At 59.3% G+C, this 21,677-nt stretch carries 17 protein-coding genes; 10 read left to right on the top strand and 7 right to left on the bottom strand.

Going from position 1 to position 21,677, the window contains the following annotated elements:
* Nucleotides 1–44: 44 nt before the first annotated feature.
* On the bottom strand, nucleotides 45–767 hold the full coding sequence (locus tag AC1RQB_RS24740; protein WP_063342609.1) for a tellurite resistance TerB family protein: 723 nt from the start codon (nucleotides 765–767) through the stop codon (nucleotides 45–47).
* A gap of 253 nt (nucleotides 768–1,020) precedes the next feature.
* On the bottom strand, nucleotides 1,021–3,753 hold the full coding sequence (locus AC1RQB_RS24735; protein ID WP_063342608.1) for an immunoglobulin-like domain-containing protein: 2,733 nt from the start codon (nucleotides 3,751–3,753) through the stop codon (nucleotides 1,021–1,023).
* Nucleotides 3,754–4,027: 274 nt separating this feature from the next.
* Between AC1RQB_RS24735 and AC1RQB_RS24730 the strand changes: the two genes are divergently transcribed.
* The 7 genes from AC1RQB_RS24730 to AC1RQB_RS24700 all read left to right on the top strand — a co-directional run bounded on the left by AC1RQB_RS24730 (nucleotide 4,028) and on the right by AC1RQB_RS24700 (nucleotide 12,362).
* Entirely contained in the window at nucleotides 4,028–4,942 is a 915-nt protein-coding gene (locus tag AC1RQB_RS24730) for a LysR family transcriptional regulator (RefSeq protein WP_008072897.1), read from the top strand.
* Nucleotides 4,943–5,071: 129 nt separating this feature from the next.
* Entirely contained in the window at nucleotides 5,072–6,529 is a 1,458-nt protein-coding gene (locus AC1RQB_RS24725) for a gamma-aminobutyraldehyde dehydrogenase (RefSeq protein WP_063342607.1), read from the top strand.
* 90 nt (nucleotides 6,530–6,619) lie between these two features.
* Nucleotides 6,620–7,771: a putative ABC transporter substrate-binding protein YdcS gene (gene ydcS, locus AC1RQB_RS24720; protein WP_063342606.1), complete on the top strand. Its 1,152-nt coding sequence runs from the start codon at nucleotides 6,620–6,622 to the stop codon at nucleotides 7,769–7,771.
* Between the two features lie 190 nt (nucleotides 7,772–7,961).
* Nucleotides 7,962–8,999, top strand: a complete 1,038-nt coding sequence (locus AC1RQB_RS24715; RefSeq protein WP_008072891.1) for an ABC transporter ATP-binding protein — start codon at nucleotides 7,962–7,964, stop codon at nucleotides 8,997–8,999.
* A 1-nt stretch (nucleotide 9,000) separates the two neighbouring features.
* Entirely contained in the window at nucleotides 9,001–9,948 is a 948-nt protein-coding gene (locus AC1RQB_RS24710) for an ABC transporter permease (RefSeq protein ID WP_063342605.1), read from the top strand.
* Nucleotides 9,938–10,762 carry an ABC transporter permease gene (locus tag AC1RQB_RS24705; RefSeq protein ID WP_008072886.1) on the top strand — a complete coding sequence of 275 codons (825 nt, stop codon included), beginning with the start codon at nucleotides 9,938–9,940 and terminating at the stop codon, nucleotides 10,760–10,762. The genes AC1RQB_RS24710 and AC1RQB_RS24705 overlap by 11 nt, the downstream gene beginning before the upstream one ends.
* 175 nt (nucleotides 10,763–10,937) lie before the next feature.
* Nucleotides 10,938–12,362, top strand: coding sequence for a gamma-aminobutyraldehyde dehydrogenase (locus AC1RQB_RS24700; RefSeq protein WP_063342604.1), 1,425 nt, complete (start codon nucleotides 10,938–10,940; stop codon nucleotides 12,360–12,362).
* Between the two features lie 133 nt (nucleotides 12,363–12,495).
* Here the strand turns inward: AC1RQB_RS24700 and AC1RQB_RS24695 are convergent, their stop codons facing one another.
* On the bottom strand, nucleotides 12,496–12,681 hold the full coding sequence (locus AC1RQB_RS24695) for a hypothetical protein (protein ID WP_008072883.1): 186 nt from the start codon (nucleotides 12,679–12,681) through the stop codon (nucleotides 12,496–12,498).
* A gap of 411 nt (nucleotides 12,682–13,092) precedes the next feature.
* Between AC1RQB_RS24695 and AC1RQB_RS24690 the strand changes: the two genes are divergently transcribed.
* Nucleotides 13,093–14,718, top strand: a complete 1,626-nt coding sequence (locus AC1RQB_RS24690; RefSeq protein ID WP_063342603.1) for a glucan biosynthesis protein D — start codon at nucleotides 13,093–13,095, stop codon at nucleotides 14,716–14,718.
* A 210-nt stretch (nucleotides 14,719–14,928) separates the two neighbouring features.
* Here the strand turns inward: AC1RQB_RS24690 and AC1RQB_RS24685 are convergent, their stop codons facing one another.
* The 3 genes from AC1RQB_RS24685 to AC1RQB_RS24675 form a co-directional block, all read right to left on the bottom strand.
* The gene (locus AC1RQB_RS24685) at nucleotides 14,929–16,035 is read right to left on the bottom strand and encodes an NADH:flavin oxidoreductase/NADH oxidase (protein WP_008072878.1); all 1,107 of its coding nucleotides are present in this window, start codon (nucleotides 16,033–16,035) and stop codon (nucleotides 14,929–14,931) included.
* A gap of 356 nt (nucleotides 16,036–16,391) precedes the next feature.
* Entirely contained in the window at nucleotides 16,392–18,101 is a 1,710-nt protein-coding gene (gene recJ, locus AC1RQB_RS24680) for a single-stranded-DNA-specific exonuclease RecJ (RefSeq protein ID WP_063342602.1), read from the bottom strand.
* Between the two features lie 66 nt (nucleotides 18,102–18,167).
* Entirely contained in the window at nucleotides 18,168–18,710 is a 543-nt protein-coding gene (locus AC1RQB_RS24675; RefSeq protein WP_008072874.1) for a YaeQ family protein, read from the bottom strand.
* A gap of 146 nt (nucleotides 18,711–18,856) precedes the next feature.
* Between AC1RQB_RS24675 and AC1RQB_RS24670 the strand changes: the two genes are divergently transcribed.
* Together AC1RQB_RS24670 and AC1RQB_RS24665 are read left to right on the top strand one after the other, a co-directional pair.
* Nucleotides 18,857–20,056, top strand: a complete 1,200-nt coding sequence (locus AC1RQB_RS24670) for a CaiB/BaiF CoA transferase family protein (protein WP_007897613.1) — start codon at nucleotides 18,857–18,859, stop codon at nucleotides 20,054–20,056.
* Entirely contained in the window at nucleotides 20,037–20,963 is a 927-nt protein-coding gene (locus tag AC1RQB_RS24665) for a TIGR02285 family protein (RefSeq protein ID WP_063342601.1), read from the top strand. Before AC1RQB_RS24670 ends, AC1RQB_RS24665 begins: the two co-directional genes overlap by 20 nt.
* 170 nt (nucleotides 20,964–21,133) lie before the next feature.
* Here AC1RQB_RS24665 and AC1RQB_RS24660 read toward each other — a convergent pair whose 3' ends face one another.
* The gene (locus AC1RQB_RS24660) at nucleotides 21,134–21,421 is read right to left on the bottom strand and encodes a DUF3509 domain-containing protein (protein WP_007897606.1); all 288 of its coding nucleotides are present in this window, start codon (nucleotides 21,419–21,421) and stop codon (nucleotides 21,134–21,136) included.
* Nucleotides 21,422–21,677: the final 256 nt, after the last annotated feature.

Genomic DNA, 21,677 nt, shown 5'->3' with positions numbered 1-21,677 from the left:
CCCGTAGGAGCCGCCGAAGACTGCGATCTTTTAAAAAGCGTCGCTTACACCGAAACCTGCCGCACCTGCTTCTCCAACTCGGCCTTCAACCCCGGTTCCAGCTTCAACTGCCGCGCCAGTTCATCGAGGTAGGACTTTTCCATGAAGTTCTCTTCGTCCACCAGCATCACACTGGCGATGTACATTTCAGCCGCCATTTCCGGCGTACTCGCAGCGCGGGCGACGTCGGTCGGGTCCAGCGGTTTGTTGAGTTCAGCATGCAGCCACTGCTGCAGTTCCTGATCGTTGTCGAGCTTGGTGAACTCGCCTTCGATCAACGCACGCTCGCGTTCATCGACATGACCATCGGCTTTGGCCGCCGCCACCAGCGCCTTGAGAATCGCCTGGCTGTGCTGCTCGACTTGCGCCGCTGGCACGCGGTCGAGGGTTTGCGGTTCGGTCTTCGGCGTGGTGCCTTGCTGGGCCTGCCAATTTCCGTAAGCCTTGTAAGCAATGACCCCCAGCGCGGCGAGGCCGCCATAAGTCAGGGCCTTGCCGCCCACACTGCGAGCCTTCTTGCTGCCCAGCAACAGGCCCATGGCCCCGGCCGCCAAAGCACCGCCGCCGGCGCCCGAAAGCAGGCTGCCGAGCCCGCCAGCCCCACCATTACCGCCGAGCAGGCCGCCCAGCCCACCGGCAGCCGATTTGTTCTGCGTCCCGCCAGCCTTGTTATGCAACAGATCCTGACCGGACTTGAGTAACTGATCGAGCAATCCACGGGTGTTCATTTGCTGCCTCCACGAATTCGGGTTAACCGGATCATTAAGGCCATGAGCCTGAACCGAAAGTGCCCGGCATTGGCGGCGAGAGTGCTTCAGGATGTTGCTTGCTACTCATGGTTGCCGATTTCCCAGCCCCCGACCTTCGTTCTCCCACGACAATCAGTGAATAATAAACAAAAAAAAACGGGACACCCATTAGTCTTGACTTGAAAACGGCTAATGGGCGCCCCTTCTTTCCTTTTTCTAGTAACGGCGATTACTAAATGATTTTGCTGACTACTGGAAGTCGGGTACCACCAATTGTCTGAACTTTACCGTCACCACTACCAATGTTTTCGTTCAAACGAAACGCCCATGCGTCGCCGATAACAGAAATGTTGTTGCTGCTCCAGTAGAGTGTCCTAGGCCACCCCAATGCAGCGGCCACAGGTCCCTCGGATGGATAATAGGTTTCCCAAAACACCCTTAACTCTGCAAGTGAAAGCGCGTTCTCTTTTGGTGGCTGAGGCCAACCGCTCGAATCCCACCAGATATTTTCTTTTAAAGTGACCAACGTTATTCCCGAGAATTCAATGCGATAGGAGGCCGTATTCTGGGCTGCATCCGTGACGGTGATTATCGCGAAGCCGTTACTGCCAGCACGTACCGTGCCAGTGGCTGGATCTACCAGTGCAACTTGGCTGTTGGAAGAAGAATATCGATAAGGCTCGGTACCACCGGTGGCTGTTCGAGTGTAGCTACCGCGTACAGGAGGGACACTCGGTGGCCGACCTTGCACTATGAAATAATTGTTAATGGGTTGAACATGATTACTACTGCCGAAATTCAACGCTTTAACGGTATAGGTGCGCACCGGAAAACGCACCGCCCCTACTCCATCAAAGCTCACGCTGAAGCTGATGGTCAGCGCACTGCCATCCTTGAGCGTCTTCAACCACTCAAGCGGTGCCGGCCGGGTCAGGTCTCCGAGCGTGTTGTGTGGCTCTCCTTTGAGGTCCTCAAAGAAAATCGCCTTACCACCGGCATCAAACCCGTCATAGCGCAACCACATACGCTGCCCCACCACTTGCAGCGGCCACGCGGCCACTTGTAGCGGGTTGGTGTCATTCAGTTGGGTCACATGCAGTTCAGGGCCTGTCGCGCCAACGATCCCCGGGATTGGCAGGCTTGGGTGGTTATCGGCAATCGTACCCACCGTGAGCGTCATAGAAAGTGATGGCCGCCCTTCCTGACCAACGCGGAAAAACTCATAACTCAGTTGAACCTGTTTGCCCATGTTCGCCGCGATGAAGGCCTTGTCCAGCGTGAAGTTGGCGCGGTTGTTGGTATTAAGCACCTTGGCTTCAAAGGTGGGTGAGCCTGCGCCCGGCGCGCCTTTGACGATGAGCTTGACTTTGTCTCCAGGCTTACCGAGAACTTCCACTTGGGCAATGGCGCCGTCCGGGAACAACAATGGATCGGGAATCATCCCATTGAGCGCTTTGAGCACTTTGGGAGCCGATAACACAATGGCCAGCTCACCGATCTGCAACTTCAGCAACTCGGACACCACCGGTGGCCGTCCCGGGTTTGTAATCTCGTATTGAACGACTAACGGGCTATTTGCAAACGGTGCGATGTATTTGTTCAATACACCGAAAGTGACGGGTTGGGTCGGGTCTTCTATGGTGCGCCCAAAAACGTATCGATTGACCACACCATCGTTGCCGGTGACTTGCCAATACAGTTTCACCTCCGCGCCCCTGACTAACGGCCAGTAGAACGGTACCAACACGTTGGCCAGCGGCGTATCGGCCGGCAGTTCGTTTTCCGTTGCCTGTTCGACACTGGGCGCGCGCAACAGAATTGCCGAGCCATCGATGGTGGCATAGGCAGGTTTCGAGTCCTGGGGCACACCAGTACTTTTTTTGGTCAGCACGTAGGTTACCGCCACCGAACCCCGAATCAATACCTGCACTCGCTCGTTCTCGACATCGAACAACACCATTCTGGTGGTACCCGTCAGGGTCATGCTGTAAGAATGCTCGACCAGATCGCCAGAATGGGTGAAACCCACCAACTTCAGTACGATCACATCACCGCTCGCGAAGACGCCCGATATCATCACTACCATGGGCCCGCCAGCGAGCTCGTCATGATTGACCACGTTGGCAGCATCCGCGTTGTTGATCACCGGCGCCGGAAGCAGGCTGACATTGGGTTTGGACTGCACCACCACCGAGTCCGACCAACCACTGCGGTTATGCACCTTGTCGATCAGTTGATAGCGCACTATCACCTTGTCGGTCGCGGGCAGTTGTTTGAGCTGCTCTGGGGTCAGTTCGAAAACAATATCTTGCGGGGGGTTTTGAACCTTGAGCTCGGGTATGGGTTTAAGCGTTCCGATGGCGAGAGAAGCTTTGTCACCCTGGGCCTGAAACGGGTACGCCTTTACGGTAACGGTCATGCCCTCGGCGATCACGTTCTGGTCGATGATGGTCTCCGACGGTACCGGCAATTTCAGCCCTTGGTTGAACGGGTTGCCAAGATCGGTATCGAGCTCGCCGGGGGCATGATCTTTATAGAACAGATTGAGGGGAAGCGAGTTTTCCGGATTTCCGCTCAAACGCTCAATGCGACAGGACAGAACAAGCGTGCCCCCACCCGCCGGATAGCTCTCCTTCATGGTGTCGGATGAGATGTAGAAGGGAACGTTTTGATTGACGTATTTGTCCGTGACCTGGAAAGGTTCGGTCGCCGGACCATTCCCCAGGGACACATCGATCCAATCGTCAGCAGACATGTTGATATACGACAGGATGTAACACAGCAATCCTTTGGCATCGCTGTGGACCATGCTGTAGTTGACTCCGACGCTGCCATCCTCCAGCTGCTTGCCCCCCATGACATAGGGTGGAAATACCGCCAGGACGCCAATGTCGCGTTCGGGAGGAAACAGAACACTTTGCCCTACAGGTTCGCCATTGGCGGCAAAAAGTTGCTGACTGGTCATGAGAAAGCTCCTATCCACAAAAAAGAATGACCCCTTGGCAAGTGCCTCGGTAGTGAACGGATTGGATACTTGAGGGAAGGTTCTGCCTACTGTCATAAATAACAGGTAGATGGGGGTTTAAGACGAACGGTAAGGGATTTCTGGCTCGGTCCTCGAAGCACTTGGCGGGCAGCATTCAAGCGACTTGTCGTCCCGCCCCGCACAAACCAATCCATCGATTAAAAAGATATACACTCGGGCAAATCGATAAAAACCGCCCACCCGGTAATTCCCCATGATGACCCTGCGTCAGATCCGCCACTTCATTGCCGTGGCCGAGACCGGTTCGATCTCCGCCGCCGCGCAAACCGCGTTCATTTCCCAGTCCACCCTGACCCTGGCCATCCAGCAACTGGAGCAGGAAATCGGTGTCGGCCTGTTCAATCGCCACGCCAAGGGCATGACCCTGACCCACCAGGGTCATCAATTCCTGCGTCAGGCACACCTGATTCTGGCCACGGTGGACAATGCCAAGCGCAGCCTGCAACAGAGCACCGATCAGGTTGCCGGGCAGTTGATCATCGGCGTGACCAGCCTGGTCGCCGGTTATTACCTGGCGGATTTGCTCACCCGGTTCCAGCGCGCTTACCCCAACGTTGAAATACGCGTGATGGAAGATGAGCGGCCGTACATCGAGCATTTGCTGGTCAGCGGTGAAATTGATGTGGGCGTGCTGATCCTCTCCAATCTGGAAGACCGCCACGCCTTGCAGACCGAAGTGCTGACTCACTCGCCCCATCGGCTGTGGCTACCGGCCCAGCATCCGCTGCTGGAACACGACAGCATCAACCTCGCCGATGTCGCTCGCGAGCCGCTGATTCAGCTGAACGTCGATGAAATGGACCGCAACGCCCAGCGCATGTGGTCGGCGGCCTCGCTGCAACCGCGCATCACCTTGCGAACAGCCTCGACGGAAGCGGTACGAAGCCTGGTCGCCGCGGGCTTGGGCGTTTCCATTCAGCCGGACATGACTTACCGCCCGTGGTCCCTGGAGGGCGACATCATCGAAGCGCGGCCGATCGCCGACCTGAGCCAGACCCTCGATGTCGGTCTGGCGTGGCGTCGCGGCACTGCCCGGCCCGCGCTGGTGGACCCGTTCCTGACCGTCGCTCGCGAACAACCCCATGGCGGGCGCAAGCCATCTATTTAATCGAACGCCACCTTCAGTATTTAGTATTTGTCGACCACAAGCCCGGCCACTAGTCTTGAAGCATCTATAAGACGGCCGGGCCCAGTCACAGGGAATCCCATGGCCACACAAGAAAAGAGAACCCGAAAAATGGCTGGCGCGCAGACTCCGTTGTTCACCGCGTTGTTGATCGATGGCGAGTTGGTCGCGGGCCAGGGTTTCGTCGAACCCATCCTCAACCCGGCCACCGGAGAAGTGCTGACGCACATTGCCGAAGCCAGCACCGAGCAGGTCGAAACCGCGATCCTCGCCGCCCACCGCGCCTTTGCCAGTTGGTCGCGGACCACGCCGCAGCAGCGCTCGAACCTGCTGCTGGACATCGCCAACGCCATTGAAAAAAACGCCGACCTGCTCGCCCGCCTCGAATCGCTGAATTGCGGCAAGCCGTTGCACCTGGCGCGTCAGGACGATTTGAGCGCCACGGTCGATGTGTTCCGTTTCTTCGCGGGTGCCGTGCGTTGCCAGACCGGCCAGCTCAGCGGCGAATACTTGCCGGGTTACACCAGCATGGTCCGTCGCGATCCGATTGGTGTGGTCGCATCGATTGCGCCGTGGAACTACCCGATCATGATGGCCGCCTGGAAAATCGCCCCCGCCCTCGCCGCTGGCAACACGCTGGTGTTCAAACCGTCGGAACACACGCCACTGTCGATTCTGGCGTTGGCACCGGCGCTCGCCGAGATCCTGCCGCGCGGGGTGATCAACATTATTTGCGGTGGCGGTGAAGGCGTCGGCAGCCATTTAGTCAGCCACCCGAAAGTGCGCATGGTGTCGCTGACTGGCGATATCGTCACCGGGCAAAAAATCCTCCAGGCCGCGGCGAGAACCCTGAAACGCACCCACCTCGAACTCGGCGGCAAGGCGCCGGTGATCGTCTGCAACGACGCGGATATTCAAGCAGTGGTAGAGGGTGTGCGCACCTACGGCTATTACAACGCCGGCCAGGATTGCACCGCCGCCTGCCGGATTTATGCCCAGGCCGGGATTCATGACCGCTTGGTGGCCGAACTCGGCGCAGCGGTCGGCAGCCTGCGTTTTGCCGGTAAACGTGATGCCGACAACGAGATCGGCCCGCTGATCAGCACTCGCCAACGCGACCGCGTGGCCAGTTTCGTCGAGCGTGCCCTCGGCCAGCCGCACATCGAGCGAGTGACCGGCGCGGCGGTGCATTCCGGTGCCGGCTTCTATTACCAGCCGACCTTGCTGGCCGGTTGCAAACAGAGCGATGAAATCGTTCAGCGCGAAGTGTTCGGGCCGGTGGTCACCGTGACCCGCTTCAATGAGCTCGAACAAGCGGTGGACTGGGCCAACGACTCGGAATACGGCCTCGCCTCCTCGGTCTGGACCCAGAATCTCGACAAAGCCATGCAGGTCGCAGCGCGTTTGCAGTACGGCTGCACCTGGATCAACAGCCATTTCATGCTGGTCAGCGAAATGCCCCATGGCGGCCTGAAGCGCTCGGGCTATGGCAAAGACTTATCCAGTGATTCGCTGCAGGACTACAGCGTGGTGCGCCACATCATGGCCCGTCACGGACAGCATTTATAAAAGCGCACTACGCTAACAATTAGCCATAACGGCATTGGCTTCACCCCGTTCAGAACTGCCCCGACCATAATTTAAAGAAGAGGGTTCACCATGCTTGTGCACAAGACCGCACTGCTCAGTGCAATCACCACGGCGCTGCTGGCCAGCGCCAGTCTGCAGGCCGCCGAGCCGCTGAAAGCCGTCGGTGCCGGCGAAGGTCAGCTGGATATCGTCGCCTGGCCCGGCTATATCGAACGGGGCGAAACCGACAAAACCTACGACTGGGTGACCGGCTTCGAGAAGGAAACCGGCTGCAAGGTCAACGTCAAGACGGCCGGCACGTCCGATGAAATGGTCAGCCTGATGGCCAAGGGCGGTTACGACCTGGTGACGGCATCCGGTGACGCGTCCTTGCGCCTGATCGCCGGCAAACGTGTGCAGCCGATCAATACCGCGTTGATTCCCAACTGGAAAAATCTCGATCCACGCCTCAAGGATGCACCGTGGTATATGGTCAACAACCAGACTTACGGCACCCCTTATCAATGGGGCCCGAACGTGTTGATGTACAACACCAAGGTGTTCACGCAGCCACCTACCAGTTGGGGCGTGCTGTTCGAAGAGCAGAAGCTGTCCGACGGCAAATCCAACAAGGGCCGCGTGCAAGCGTATGACGGCCCGATCTACATCGCCGACGCGGCGCTGTACCTGAAAACCGCCAAGCCGGAACTGGGCATCACGGATCCTTACCTGCTCGACGAAAAACAGTACAAGGCCGTTCTCGATCTGCTGCGCGCCCAGCAAAAGTTGATCCATCGCTACTGGCACGACACCACCGTGCAGATGAGTGACTTCAAGAACGAAGGCGTGGTGGCTGCCAGCGCCTGGCCCTATCAGGTCAACGGCCTGATGAACGAGAAACAGCCGATCGCCTCGACCATCCCGAAAGAAGGCGCCACCGGATGGGCCGACACCACCATGCTGCACACCGAGGCCAAGCACCCGAACTGCGCGTACAAGTGGATGGACTGGTCGCTCACGCCGAAGGTCCAGGGCGATGTGTCCGCCTGGTTCGGCTCGCTGCCAGCGGTCCCGGCGGGGTGTAAGGCAAGCGAACTGCTGGGCGCCGAGGGTTGCAAGACCAACGGTTTCGACCAGTTCGACAAGATCGCCTTCTGGAAAACTCCGCAGGCTGAAGGCGGCAAGTTTGTGCCTTATAGCCGCTGGACCCAGGATTACATTGCGATTATGGGTGGTCGCTAACACCAATTGATCGTTCCCACGCTCTGCGTGGGAATGCATCAACGGACGCTCCGCGTCCATTCGAGCAGAGCTGACGCAGAGCGTCACGGGCTGCATTCCCACGCGGAGCGTGGGAACGATCATCAATGAAGATTTCAGAAGTCCAGGCAAGGTCACTGTGACGATCCTCGCCTTCTCGGAGCACCGCACCATGACGCTTGCAGTCCAGTTCACCAACGTTTCCCGGCAGTTCGGCGAGGTGAAGGCCGTTGACCGGGTTTCCATCGATATCCAGGACGGCGAGTTCTTTTCCATGCTGGGCCCCTCCGGCTCAGGCAAAACCACCTGCCTGCGCCTGATCGCCGGTTTCGAACAACCGAGCGCGGGTTCCATCCGTATTCACGGCGCCGAAGCTGCGGGCTTACCGCCGTATCAGCGTGACGTGAATACTGTGTTCCAGGACTACGCGTTGTTCCCGCACATGAACGTACTCGACAACGTCGCCTACGGTTTGAAAGTCAAAGGTGTCGGCAAGACCGAACGCCAAAAACGCGCCGAAGAAGCCCTCGATATGGTCGCCCTTGGCGGCTACGGCGAGCGTAAACCGGTGCAACTCTCCGGTGGCCAACGTCAGCGTGTGGCCCTGGCCCGCGCGTTGGTCAATCGCCCTCGCGTGTTGCTGCTCGACGAGCCCTTGGGCGCGCTCGATTTGAAGCTGCGCGAGCAAATGCAAGGTGAGCTGAAGAAGCTGCAACGCCAGCTCGGCATCACCTTCATCTTCGTTACCCACGACCAGACCGAAGCGCTGTCGATGTCCGACCGTGTGGCGGTGTTCAACAAGGGCCGCATCGAACAGGTCGACACACCGCGCAACCTGTACATGAAACCGGCTACCACATTCGTCGCCGAATTCGTCGGCACGTCCAACGTGATTCGCGGCGATCTGGCGCAGCAGTTGAGCGGCAATCCACAGCCGTTTTCGATCCGCCCCGAACACGTGCGTTTCGCCGAAGGCCCGCTGGCCAGCCATGAAATCGAAGTCAGTGGCCTGCTGCACGACATCCAGTACCAAGGCAGCGCCACCCGCTATGAACTGAAACTGGAAAACGGCCAGACGTTGAACATCAGCCAGGCCAACGTTCAGTGGCTGGATGTCAGCACGCAACACCAGACCGGGCAACGCATCAGCGCTCGTTGGGCGCGCGAGGCGATGATCCCGTTGCACGACAATGTTGTGGGCGGGGTGTGAGATGAACAGCGTGGCCGCTCCTCAAACCCCTGCCAGCGGTTCGCCGTTGCGCCGGTTTTCGAACGTGCTGTACCGCCGGCCGAACCTGTATCTGTCGCTGCTGCTGGTACCGCCGCTGCTGTGGTTCGGTGCGATCTACCTCGGTTCGCTGTTGACGTTGTTGTGGCAAGGCTTCTACACCTTCGATGACTTCACCATGACGGTCACGCCCGACCTGACCCTGGCGAATTTCACCGCGCTGTTCCAGCCGTCGAACTTCGACATCATCCTGCGCACCCTGAGCATGGCAGTCGTCGTGTCGATCGCCAGTGCGGTCGTGGCGTTCCCGATCGCCTACTACATGGCGCGCTACACCAGCGGCAAGACCAAGGCGTTTTTCTACATCGCGGTGATGATGCCAATGTGGGCCAGTTACATCGTCAAGGCCTATGCCTGGACGTTGCTGCTGGCCAAGGGCGGCGTGGCCCAGTGGTTTGTTCAGCACTTGGGGCTGGAACCGGTGTTGCAGTTCGTGCTCGGGATTCCGGGGGTCGGCGGCAGCACCTTGTCGACCTCGCATCTGGGGCGGTTCATGGTGTTCGTCTACATCTGGCTGCCGTTCATGATCCTGCCGATCCAGGCCTCACTGGAACGCCTGCCGCCGTCGCTTTTACAAGCTTCGGCCGACCTCGGTGCCAAACCGCGTCAGACCTTCATGCAAGTGATTCTGCCGCTGTCGATTCCAGGCATCGCCGCCGGTTCGATCTTCACCTTTTCGTTGACCCTGGGCGACTTCATCGTGCCGCAACTGGTGGGCCCGCCGGGCTACTTCATCGGCAGCATGGTCTACGCCCAGCAAGGAGCGATCGGCAATATGCCGATGGCGGCGGCCTTCACGCTGGTGCCGATCGTGCTGATCGCCATTTACCTGTCCATCGTCAAACGTTTGGGGGCTTTCGATGCGCTCTGATACTTCATCTCAAGATCGGGCATCCCTGGGCCTACGCATCGCTGCCTGGGGCGGGTTGGTGTTCTTGCACTTCCCGATCCTGATCATCTTCCTTTACGCCTTCAACACTGAAGACGCGGCGTTCAGCTTTCCGCCCAAGGGCTTTACCCTGAAGTGGATCGGTGTGGCGTTCTCCCGGCCCGACGTGCTGGAAGCGATCAAGTTGTCGTTACAAATCGCGGCCGTCGCCACATTGATTGCGCTGATCCTGGGCACCCTCGCGTCGGCGGCGTTGTACCGGCGGGACTTCTTCGGCAAGCAAGGCATCTCGCTGATGCTGATCCTGCCGATTGCCCTGCCGGGGATCATCACCGGGATCGCGCTGCTGGCGACCTTCAAGACTTTGGGGATTGAGCCGGGAATGTTCACCATCATCGTCGGCCACGCGACCTTCTGCGTGGTGATTGTCTACAACAACGTCATCGCCCGTTTGCGCCGCACTTCATACAGTTTGATTGAGGCCTCGATGGACCTCGGCGCCGACGGCTGGCAGACCTTCCGCTACATCGTCCTGCCGAACCTCGGCTCGGCGATGCTGGCCGGTGGCATGCTGGCGTTTGCGCTGTCGTTCGACGAAATCATCGTCACCACCTTCACCGCCGGCCATGAACGCACCTTGCCACTGTGGCTGCTCAACCAGCTCAGCCGCCCACGGGACGTGCCGGTAACCAACGTCGTCGCGATGCTGGTGATGATGGTGACCATGTTGCCGATCCTCGGCGCTTATTACCTGACCCGGGGCGGGGAAAGCGTTGCGGGCAGTGGCGGGAAATAACGGACAACGCATTTCCAAGGTGGAAACCGGATCCTGTGGGAGCGGGCTTGCCCGCGATAGCGGTCTTACAGTCGACATTTCTGTTGAATGTCAGTCAGTCATCGCGGGCAAGCCCGCTCCCACAGAGGGCCGGTTTCAGCAGGAACACATAAGCAGCTTCGATGAGGACATAGCCATGCAAACCAAACTCTTGATCAACGGCCAACTCGTCAATGGCGACGGCCCCGCCCAAGCCGTGTTCAACCCGGCTCTGGGCCGTGTGCTGGTAGAAATCAACGAAGCCAGCGAAGCCCAGGTCGACGCCGCCGTGCGGGCCGCCGACAACGCCTTCCAGGCCTGGTCGCAAACCACGCCGAAAGAACGCTCGTTGCTGCTGCTCAAACTCGCCGACATCATCGAAGCCCATGGCGAAGAGCTGGCCAAACTGGAGTCGGACAATTGCGGCAAACCCTACAGCGCCGCGCTGAACGACGAGATTCCGGCGATTGCCGACGTGTTCCGTTTCTTCGCCGGCGCCAACCGTTGCATGAGCGGCGCGCTGGGAGGGGAATACCTGCCCGGCCACACCTCAATGATCCGCCGCGACCCGGTGGGCGTCATTGCCTCCATCGCGCCGTGGAACTACCCGCTGATGATGGTCGCCTGGAAAATCGCCCCGGCCCTGGCCGCCGGTAATACCGTGGTGCTCAAGCCGTCGGAACAAACCCCGCTGACCGCCCTGCGCCTGGCAGAACTGGCGTCAGACATCTTCCCGGCCGGTGTACTTAATCTGGTGTACGGCCGTGGTTCTGCGGTCGGTACCGCACTGGTCAATCATCCGAAAGTACGCATGGTGTCGCTGACCGGCTCGATCGCCACTGGCTCGAACATCATTTCCAGCACCGCCGGCAACGTCAAACGCCTGCACATGGAACTGGGCGGCAAGGCACCGGTGATCATCTTCGACGATGCCGACATCGACGCCGCCGTAGAAGGTATTCGCACCTTCGGTTTCTACAACGCTGGTCAGGATTGCACCGCCGCCTGCCGCATTTACGCGCAAGCAGGCATCTACGACCAGTTCGTCGAGAAGCTCGGTGCGGCCGTCAGCAGTATCAAGTACGGCTTGCAGGATGATCCATCGACGGAGCTTGGCCCGTTGATCAGCGCACAACATCGCGACCGCGTGACCGCGTTGGTTGAGCGTGCGATGGCGCAACCACACATCCGTTTGATCACTGGCGGCAAAGCGGTGGAAGGCAACGGCTTCTTCTTTGAGCCAACGGTGCTGGCCGACGTGCAACAGGACGACGAGATCGTGCGCCGCGAAGTGTTCGGGCCGGTAGTGTCGGTCACCAGGTTCACCGATGAAGCGCAGGCGCTGGCCTGGGCCAACGATTCAGACTACGGCCTGGCGTCATCGGTCTGGACCACGGACGTCGGCCGCGCCCATCGCCTGTCTGCACGCTTGCAGTACGGCTGCACGTGGGTGAATACCCACTTCATGCTGGTCAGCGAAATGCCGCATGGCGGTCAGAAACTGTCTGGTTACGGGAAGGACATGTCGATGTATGGGCTGGAGGATTACACCGTTGTTCGGCACGTGATGTTCAAGCATTAAAAGCTTCGCGGGCAAGTCGGATCGCCGTGCGGCGATCCGACTTGCCCGCGAAGGGCCTCACTGCACAATCAAGGCAGACACCGACGACTTGACTCCGTAAAAGCCAAATGGCTCTCACGGTAAGCACCTGCGCTCAAAACCGCGAAACACTGCGCATCGCATCCACCAGATACCGCATCGCAATCCGGTCATTCTCCGACAGCTCGCGATACCGCTCCACCAACTTCAATTCCTCCGAACTGAGCCGACGCCTTCGCCGACCGGTGGTCAGCCAGGGAAAGAGTCCTAACATTTCAGTGATGCCTTGTACTTTCGACATGGACGATGTCCTTCTATACGTCAGAGAAAACTGCAAAACCGCATCGCCCTATCACTTTCAGCGGCCGTCTTGTACGCGCTGAACCCACCGGCCTGAAGGGCCGAAACCGGTCATGCCCATAGAATAGAAATTAAATCGGCGCTGAAAAGCGGTTTTTAGAGTAATTAGTCGAAAAAAGCAGATATGCCCTATAAATCAGAAAGTGCCGTGAGAAACGTTACCTGACATGTCTTGTTTCATTGCCGCGCTGTCGCGGTGCCATCAATCATTTTTGCTCTGCAACTGAACGGTTTAAGCTTATTGGCATCTGCTCTAAAGTCCGTTGCGTTTGGCCAAGGCATGTCCGAACCGTTATTTTTGATCCAGCACGTGCCAGGAACGGCGCGGGATTGTTCACGACAGGTTGTACTTATGCACCGCAGGAATTTGCTCAAAGCCTCCATGGCCATCGCGGCTTACACTGGTCTTTCGGCCACCGGCCTATTGACCGCACGCGCCTGGGCTGGCAGCAGCGCGGCTGATGGCGACGCTGTGGCGTTCGACTTCGAAGCGCTGAAGAGCCAGGCCAAACAGCTCGCCGGCAAGCCTTATCAGGACACCAAACAGGTGCTGCCGCCGACGCTGGCGACCATGACACCGCAGAACTTCAACGCGATTCGCTATGACGGCAATCACTCGCTGTGGAAGGACTTGAAAGGTCAGCTGGATGTGCAGTTTTTCCACGTCGGCATGGGTTTCAAGCAACCGGTGCGCATGTACAGCGTCGATCCCAAGACTCGACTGGCGCGCGAGGTGCATTTCCGCCCGTCGCTGTTCAACTACGAAAAAACTACCGTCGACACTAAACAGCTCAAAGGCGACCTGGGTTTTTCCGGGTTCAAGCTGTTCAAAGCCCCGGAACTGGATAAGCACGACGTGTTGTCGTTCCTCGGCGCCAGCTATTTCCGCGCGGTGGATGCCACCGGCCAGTACGGGTTGTCGGCCCGCGGCCTGGCGATCGATACGTACGCCAAGAAGCGTGAAGAGTTTCCGGACTTCACCAAGTTCTGGTTCGAGACACCAGACAAGGACAGCACCCGTTTCGTGGTTTACGCCCTGCTCGATTCGCCGAGCGCCACTGGCGCCTACCGTTTTGACATCGATTGCCAGGCCGAGCGTGTGGTGATGGAAGTCGACGCCCACGTCAATGCCCGCACCGCCATCGAGCAACTGGGCATCGCACCGATGACCAGCATGTTCAGCTGCGGCACTCACGAACGGCGCATGTGCGACACCATTCACCCGCAAATCCACGATTCTGATCGCCTGGCGATGTGGCGCGGCAACGGCGAATGGATCTGCCGCCCGCTGAACAACCCGGCCACCCTGCAATTCAATGCCTTTGCCGACACCGATCCTAAAGGTTTCGGCCTGGTGCAGACCGATCACGAGTTCGCCAATTATCAAGACACCGTCGACTGGTACAGCAAGCGCCCGAGTCTGTGGGTAGAACCTACAACCGCGTGGGGCGAAGGCTCTATCGATTTGCTGGAAATTCCTACAACCGGCGAAACCCTGGATAACATCGTTGCATTCTGGACGCCGAAAAAACCGGTCGCGGCCGGTGACTCCCTCAACTATGGCTACAAGCTCTACTGGAGTGCCCTGCCGCCGGTGAGTACGCCTCTGGCGCGGGTCAACGCGACCCGTTCGGGCATGGGCGGTTTCATTGAAGGCTGGGCGCCGGGCGAGCATTACCCAGAGGTATGGGCACGACGCTTTGCCGTGGACTTCACCGGCGGCGGTCTGGACCGCTTGCCCGAAGGCGCGGGGATCGAGCCGGTGGTGACCTGCTCGAATGGCCAAGTGAAGGACTTCAACGTGTTGGTGCTCGATGACATCAAGGGCTACCGCATTACCTTCGACTGGTACCCGACCAATGACAGCGTGGCCCCGGTGGAGCTGCGGTTGTTCATTCGCACCAATGACCGGACGTTGAGTGAAACCTGGTTGTACCAGTATTTCCCGCCGGCGCCGGAGAAGCGTAAGTACACCTGAGAGTTAGTCGGGGTCTGAGATGGCCCCTTCGCGAGCAAGCCCGCTCCCACATTGGATCTCCATGAGACACATATTTTGTGTACGACAAAGATCAACTGTGGGAGCGGGCTTGCTCGCGAAGACGGCCGAACCGCCGACCAATATCCCGAACCAGAATTCAAAAAGCCCCGGTCAACACGACCGGGGCTTTTTGGTTTTTACAGCGGCCTTCTAGTCACGCAAATCCGATTCATGAATCGGCTGGTCACGATGGGTAGCCCGCTGGTATTGCGCCGGCCAGACAGCCTTGTGCCCGCCCAGATCGTCATCGGCATGCAGCGCCCAATACGGATCACGCAACAGTTCCCGGGCGAGAAAGATGATGTCGGCCTGACAGGTACGCAGAATGTGCTCGGCCTGAGCCGGCTCGGTGATCATTCCTACAGTGCCAGTGGCAATGCCTGACTCCTTGCGTACGCGCTCGGCGAAACGGGTCTGATAACCGGGGCCTGTAGGAATCTCGGCGTTTACCGCCGTCCCGCCCGATGAGACATCGATCAGGTCCACGCCCAGATCTTTGAGGCGTCGCGCCAGTTCCACGGTTTCGTCGGGGTTCCAGCCATCTTCCACCCAATCGGTGGCCGACACTCGCACAAACACCGGTAACTCCTCAGGCCACACCGCACGCACCGCTTCGGTGACTTGCAGCACCAGCCGAATCCGATTCTCGAACGAGCCGCCGTACTGATCGCGCCGCTGATTGCTCAGGGGCGAAAGAAATTGGTGCAACAGGTAACCGTGGGCGGCGTGTACTTCGACCACTTTGAAACCGGCGGTCAGCGCCCGTTTGGCCGAATCGACGAAGGCCTGAATGACGTCAGCGATCTCGCCCTCATCGAGCTGCTTGGGTGGTGTGTGCTGGGGGTCAAAAGCGATCGGCGAAGGGCCGACCGGGGTCCAGCCGCCGTCTTCCGGCTTGACGCTGCCATGCTTGCCGAGCCACGGCCGATGCGTACTGGCCTTGCGCCCGGCGTGCGCCAACTGGATGCCGGCAACGGCCCCCTGGGCAGCGATGAAGCGCGTAATACGTTGCAAGGGTTCGATCTGTTGATCATTCCAGAGACCGAGGTCCTGGGCGGTAATCCGCCCATCAGCGGTGACCGCCGTGGCTTCGGTGAATACCAGACCAGCGCCGCCGATAGCACGGCTGCCGAGGTGGACCAGATGCCAGTCATTGGCCAGCCCATCGACGCTGGAGTATTGGCACATCGGGGATACCGCGATGCGGTTAAGCAGGGTCAATTGACGAAGGGTATAGGGTTCAAGCAGCAGACTCATGGGGCACCTCTCGAATCAGTGGGCAGGCTCCAGGGTTCTGTTTGAATAGTCGACGAGTGACAGGAAAAAGGGTGCAGCACCCGCCCCCGCGGGCAAAAAATTCGACAAGACGTCACAAGGATAATCAAGCAGTGCTTAGAGACTAGTCGACATCGGGGGATCAGGGAGGGTTCAAGAAATGAAACACCCAAATTTGAGGTCCGGGCGATACCTGTGGCGAGGGAGCTTGCTCCCGTTCGGCTGCGTAGCAGTCGTCAACCATCCGGCGTGTTACCGCAGGAAAAAAGCGTTTAAGGGTTTTAGGGCCGCTTCGCAGCCCAGCGGGAGCAAGCTCCCTCGCCACAAAGGCTGTGCCGTTATCGCGGTTCGATGTGGGCAATCATCAACTGAACGGTCTCGTTCCCACGGAACTCATTGAGGTCGAGCTTGTAAGCCAGTTCAACCCACTTGATGGTCGGATTCGGCCAGATATCACGGTCGATACCGAAGGCAATGCCGTCCAGCTTCACCGAACCGCATTCACTTTTCAGCACCACTTTGAGGTGCCGCTCCCCCACGACGCGTTGCTCGACCAACTGGAATACCCCATGAAACAGCGGCTCCGGGAAGTGTTGCCCCCACGGCCCGGCGTGGCGCAGGGCGCGGGCCAGTTCCAGGTGAAACTCTTCGACCGCCAAGGTGCCGTCCGACAGCAGGCGCCCGGTCAGGTCTTCTTCGCGCAGTTGCCTACGCACTTCAGCGTCAAAGGCCTCGGCAAACAACGGAAAATTCGCTTCCGGCAACGTCAGGCCTGCCGCCATGGCGTGGCCGCCGTATTTGCTGATCAGGTTCGGATGTTGCGCCGCGACCACGCTCAAAGCGTCGCGAATATGAAAGCCCTGCACCGAACGCCCCGAGCCCTTGAGCAGGCCATCGCCGGCATCGGCAAAGGCAATGGTCGGACGGAAATAGCGCTCTTTCATACGCGAGGCGAGGATTCCGATGACGCCCTGGTGCCACTCGGGATCGAACAGGCACAGGCCGAACGGCATCGATTCCACCGGCAGATCCTTGAGCTGGGCCAGCGCCTCACGCTGCATGCCCTGCTCGATGGATTTGCGGTCCTGGTTCATGCCATCCAGTTGAGCGGCCATTTCACGGGCAGCGCCCGCGTCTTCGGTGAGCAGGCATTCGATGCCCAGGCTCATGTCGTCCAGACGCCCCGCCGCGTTCAGACGCGGGCCGAGGATGAAGCCAAGATCAGTGGAGGTAATGCGCGAATGGTCGCGCTTGGCCACTTCCAGGATCGCCTTGATTCCCGCCCGCGCGCGCCCGGCGCGAATCCGCTCCAGGCCCTGATGCACCAGAATCCGGTTGTTGGCATCCAGCGGTACCACGTCGGCGACGCTGCCCAGTGCCACCAGGTCCAGCAGTTCGCCAATGTTCGGCTGCGGCTTGCTCTCATACCAGCCGAGGCTGCGCAAGCGCGCGCGCAGGGCCATCAGTACGTAGAAAATTACCCCGACACCGGCCAGGGCTTTGCTCGGAAACTCGCAACCTGGCTGATTCGGATTGACGATGGCATCGGCCAACGGCAGCTCATCGCCGGGCAAGTGGTGATCGGTGACCAGCACCTTGAGCCCGGCCTTTTTCGCCGCCGCGACGCCTTCGACGCTGGAAATGCCGTTGTCCACGGTGATCAGCAGGTGCGGCTCGCGGGTCAGCGCCACTTCGACGATCTCCGGTGTCAGGCCATAGCCGTACTCGAACCGGTTCGGCACCAGATAGTCGACGTGCGCCGCGCCCAACAGGCGCAACCCCAACATGCCCACGGTACTGGCCGTCGCGCCGTCGGCGTCGAAGTCGCCGACGATCAGAATCCGCTGACGTTGCTCCAGGGCCGTCACCAGCAAATCCACCGCCGCATCGATGCCTTTGAGTTGCTGGTACGGAATCAGCCTCGCCAGGCTCTTGTCCAGTTCAGCCTCGGACTGCACGCCCCGCGCTGCGTAAAGGCGGGTCAGCAGCGGTGGAATATCACCGAGGAACGGCAGGGTGTCGGGCAACAGGCGAGGTTCGATGCGCATGGGGTGACAGGTGCTTCTCTTGAATACGTAGGATAAAACCGGGTAACGCAGTTCAACGGCGAATAATCAGCCGCGTTCACCGCTCAGCCACTGCAACTGGACTTCGTGCTGACCACGGTCGTCGGTGACGAAAATCGTTCCTTCGCTGATCATCACATCCCACTTGATAACGCGCGGCATGTCCTTGGCCAGGGTTTCCAGCACTTCCTGAGGCACGGCGGCGATGTGAACATTTTTCAGGTTTTTAATTGCCGGGATCACTTTGGTTTCCCAGACCCGCAGGCTGCCGTAAGCCAGCAGGCTGGTGCGCTCGGTGCGGCGCGAGCACCAGGTCAGGCGATCGGCGTCTGGCTGACCGACTTCGATCCAGTGCAGGACACGATCATCCAGGCTCTTTTCCCACAGCGCTGGCTCATCCACGTCTGACAGACCGCGACCGAAGGACAACTGCTCGTTGTACCAGAAGGCGTAGGCCAGCAGCCGCACGGTCATGCGCTCTTCGGTTTCCGAAGGGTGACGGGCGATGGTCTGCTTCACGTTCTCGTAGACGCTGCGGTCGAGGTCGGTGAGGTTCAGTTCAAACTTGTAGGTCGTGGACGGCTGGGCCATGAACGGGCTTCTTGATACGAGGAAAGGCGGCAAGTCTAACCGATGCAACAGGCAATCAACGAATTGAAGGCATCAACTTTGGGCGATGGACGTCGGCCTATGTTAAAACTCTGTATCCGCTCAGCCTTTGTCCTACAGGATTCAGCATGCCGTTTTCCAACAAACCGCTCTCCGGTCTGAAAGTCATCGAATTGGGTACGTTGATTGCCGGGCCGTTTGCCTCGCGTATTTGCGGCGAGTTCGGCGCCGAAGTGATCAAGATCGAGTCCCCGGACGGCGGCGATCCGCTGCGCAAATGGCGCAAGTTGTATGAAGGCACTTCGCTGTGGTGGTTTGTTCAGGCGCGTAACAAGAAGTCTTTGACCTTGAACCTGAAACACCCGGATGGCTTGGCGATTCTCAAACAGCTGCTCAGCGAAGCGGACATTTTGATCGAGAATTTCCGCCCTGGCGTTCTGGAAAAACTCGGCCTGGGTTGGGAAGTCTTGCACGCGTTGAACCCGAAACTGGTGATGGTGCGGCTGTCGGGCTTTGGCCAGACCGGGCCGATGAAAGATCAGCCGGGCTTCGGCGCGGTCGGTGAATCCATGGGCGGCCTGCGTTACATCACCGGGTTCGAGGACCGGCCGCCGGTGCGCACCGGGATTTCCATCGGCGATTCGATTGCCGCACTCTGGGGCGTGATCGGCGCACTGATGGCCTTGCGGCATCGCGAGGTCAACGGTGGCTTGGGGCAAGTAGTGGACGTGGCGTTGTACGAAGCGATCTTCGCCATGATGGAAAGCATGGTCCCGGAGTTCGACGTGTTCGGCTTCATCCGCGAACGCACCGGCAACATCATGCCGGGCATCACGCCCTCCTCCATTCACACCAGCGCCGATGGCAAACACGTACAGATCGGCGCCAACGGCGATGCGATCTTCAAGCGTTTCATGCTGATCATCGGTCGCGAAGACCTGGCCAACGACCCTGTGCTGGCCAGCAACGACGGACGCGATAGCCGTCGCGACGAGATCTACGGGGTGATCGATCGCTGGGTCAACTCACTACCGCTGGACGCGGTGATCGAGCAACTGAACCAGGCCGACGTTCCCGCCAGCCGGATCTTCAGTGCCGAAGACATGTTCAGCGATCCGCAGTACCTGGCCCGGGAAATGTTCCTGCAAGCCAAGCTGCCCGACGGCAAGGACTTCAAGATGCCCGGCATTGTGCCAAAACTTTCTGAGACGCCCGGCAGCTCCGAATGGGTCGGGCCGCAGCTGGGTGAACACAATGCGCAGGTCCTCCACGACCTTGGCTACGACCCGGCACAGATCGCACGGCTACGTGAAGACGGGGCCATTTAAGCTGAAGCGCCTGTTTTCATCCGCAATCGATTACGCCGGCATCGGGCGTGTGCTGGCGGTGCTCGGGCTTTTGGCGGGGCTGATATCCCCGGCCCTGGCGCAACCTAAAGAGCATTTGCTCTGGCTGCTGCGCGATCTGCCGCCCGTGACGATCTTCGAAGGCCCGAAAAAAGGCCAGGGGGTTATCGATCAACTGATGCCGCTGTTGATCGCCGGCATGCCGCAATACGAACACACTCTGATGCGGGTCAATCGCGCCCGCGGCATGCAAATGCTTCACGAAGATTCCTTCACCTGCGACCCCTCGCTGATCTGGAGCAAGGAGCGCGAACAATGGATCGCCTTTTCCATTCCGGCCTTCCGGGCGGTCAGCAATGGGCTGGTGATTCGACGTGAAGATCGGTCGGTGCTGGAGCCCTTTCTCTTTGGCGATGAAGTCGATTTGGCAGCACTGTTGGCCAGCGGTCGAGAGAAAGTCGGGGTAGTGGCCGAGCGCCGTTACGGTCAGTTCCTCGACACACTGCTGCAACAGGCGCCGCCCGGCGCGCTGATGCCCCACTACGGCAACAACGCCCTCGGCAGTCTGTTGCAGATGCAGCGCCTGGGTCGTTTGCAGGTGGTCTTGGGTTACTGGCCGGAAATCCGCTATCAGGCTCGTCAGGAACATATTGCCGATGAGCAGTTGGAGTTCTATCCGGTCAAAGGCACGGGCAAGTACCTGTCCGGGTACATCGGTTGCTCGAATACGCCCCTGGGGCGACAGGCAATCAGTGAAATCAATCAGCTATTGCGCGCCCTGCCCCGCGAGCGCCTGGACCCGCTGTACGCCGACTGGCTCGATCCGCAAAGACGCAAGGACTACCTGGAAGAAACCAAAGCCTTTTTCGAGCGTCAGGCCGCGCAGTGACAAATCGCAGACAAAAAGAAACCCCGAGAAGTGGGGAGACGACTCGGGGTTAAACGTGGCCTACATAAAGACCAGTAACAACAAGCTACAAGCACCGGAGCACAATGCTTGATCCTGCTGTTACATGGTCTGACTGACCTTGGCGCCGGAAGGTTCCCACAAAAAACGATTCAATTTCGGCTGGCCAGGATCTTGTCCTGTGCAGCATTGCGCAACGCCGCGATGACACAGGGCTCCAGGCGTCCTTCAGCGATCAGCACGTCACGGTGCAGCCCGTCGACGACATCCGTCAGCAGACGTTTATCGGTTAACTGGGCCTGATTGAACGTCCGTTCGACCACCGTAGCGCCGCTCGCACTTTTCAGTGTCACCAGGCATTCGCCATGGGCACCCGATGGGGTCAACGTGACCTGATACGGGCTTAGAGCCTCACCGAGCAATAGACTGATACTTTCCATCTCGATCACCACTCAATAGTCCGAAAACAAAGTGCCTGGGGTGTGTCCACAGTAGATGACCACAGGCCCGAGAAGAAAGTTCTGGATTCCAACGGCAGGCGCACCGGCGCCTCTGGTAGATAGAGCATGCACGGTCAAGGTGACAGTAAAAAAACAGCTGATTCATGCCTGACAGGTAAGTCAAGACGCAGAACCTGTGGGAGCGGGGGGGGGGGGGGGGGGGGGGGGGGGGGGGGGGGGGGGGGGGGGGGGGGGG

Source organism: Pseudomonas sp. GW822-FHT02E03 (assembly GCF_058802325.1).
This window is presented reverse-complemented; position numbering and strand designations above follow the sequence as displayed.

Bases quoted from the DNA above. Each gene is read 5' to 3' on its own strand.
- AC1RQB_RS24740 (WP_063342609.1), bottom strand. From the start codon at position 767: ATGAACACCCGTGGATTGCTCGATCAGTTACTCAAGTCCGGTCAGGAT.
- AC1RQB_RS24735 (WP_063342608.1), bottom strand. From the start codon at position 3,753: ATGACCAGTCAGCAACTTTTTGCCGCCAATGGCGAACCTGTAGGGCAA.
- AC1RQB_RS24730 (WP_008072897.1), top strand. From the start codon at position 4,028: ATGATGACCCTGCGTCAGATCCGCCACTTCATTGCCGTGGCCGAGACC.
- AC1RQB_RS24725 (WP_063342607.1), top strand. From the start codon at position 5,072: ATGGCTGGCGCGCAGACTCCGTTGTTCACCGCGTTGTTGATCGATGGC.
- ydcS (WP_063342606.1), top strand. From the start codon at position 6,620: ATGCTTGTGCACAAGACCGCACTGCTCAGTGCAATCACCACGGCGCTG.
- AC1RQB_RS24715 (WP_008072891.1), top strand. From the start codon at position 7,962: ATGACGCTTGCAGTCCAGTTCACCAACGTTTCCCGGCAGTTCGGCGAG.
- AC1RQB_RS24710 (WP_063342605.1), top strand. From the start codon at position 9,001: ATGAACAGCGTGGCCGCTCCTCAAACCCCTGCCAGCGGTTCGCCGTTG.
- AC1RQB_RS24705 (WP_008072886.1), top strand. From the start codon at position 9,938: ATGCGCTCTGATACTTCATCTCAAGATCGGGCATCCCTGGGCCTACGC.
- AC1RQB_RS24700 (WP_063342604.1), top strand. From the start codon at position 10,938: ATGCAAACCAAACTCTTGATCAACGGCCAACTCGTCAATGGCGACGGC.
- AC1RQB_RS24695 (WP_008072883.1), bottom strand. From the start codon at position 12,681: ATGTCGAAAGTACAAGGCATCACTGAAATGTTAGGACTCTTTCCCTGG.
- AC1RQB_RS24690 (WP_063342603.1), top strand. From the start codon at position 13,093: ATGCACCGCAGGAATTTGCTCAAAGCCTCCATGGCCATCGCGGCTTAC.
- AC1RQB_RS24685 (WP_008072878.1), bottom strand. From the start codon at position 16,035: ATGAGTCTGCTGCTTGAACCCTATACCCTTCGTCAATTGACCCTGCTT.
- recJ (WP_063342602.1), bottom strand. From the start codon at position 18,101: ATGCGCATCGAACCTCGCCTGTTGCCCGACACCCTGCCGTTCCTCGGT.
- AC1RQB_RS24675 (WP_008072874.1), bottom strand. From the start codon at position 18,710: ATGGCCCAGCCGTCCACGACCTACAAGTTTGAACTGAACCTCACCGAC.
- AC1RQB_RS24670 (WP_007897613.1), top strand. From the start codon at position 18,857: ATGCCGTTTTCCAACAAACCGCTCTCCGGTCTGAAAGTCATCGAATTG.
- AC1RQB_RS24660 (WP_007897606.1), bottom strand. From the start codon at position 21,421: ATGGAAAGTATCAGTCTATTGCTCGGTGAGGCTCTAAGCCCGTATCAG.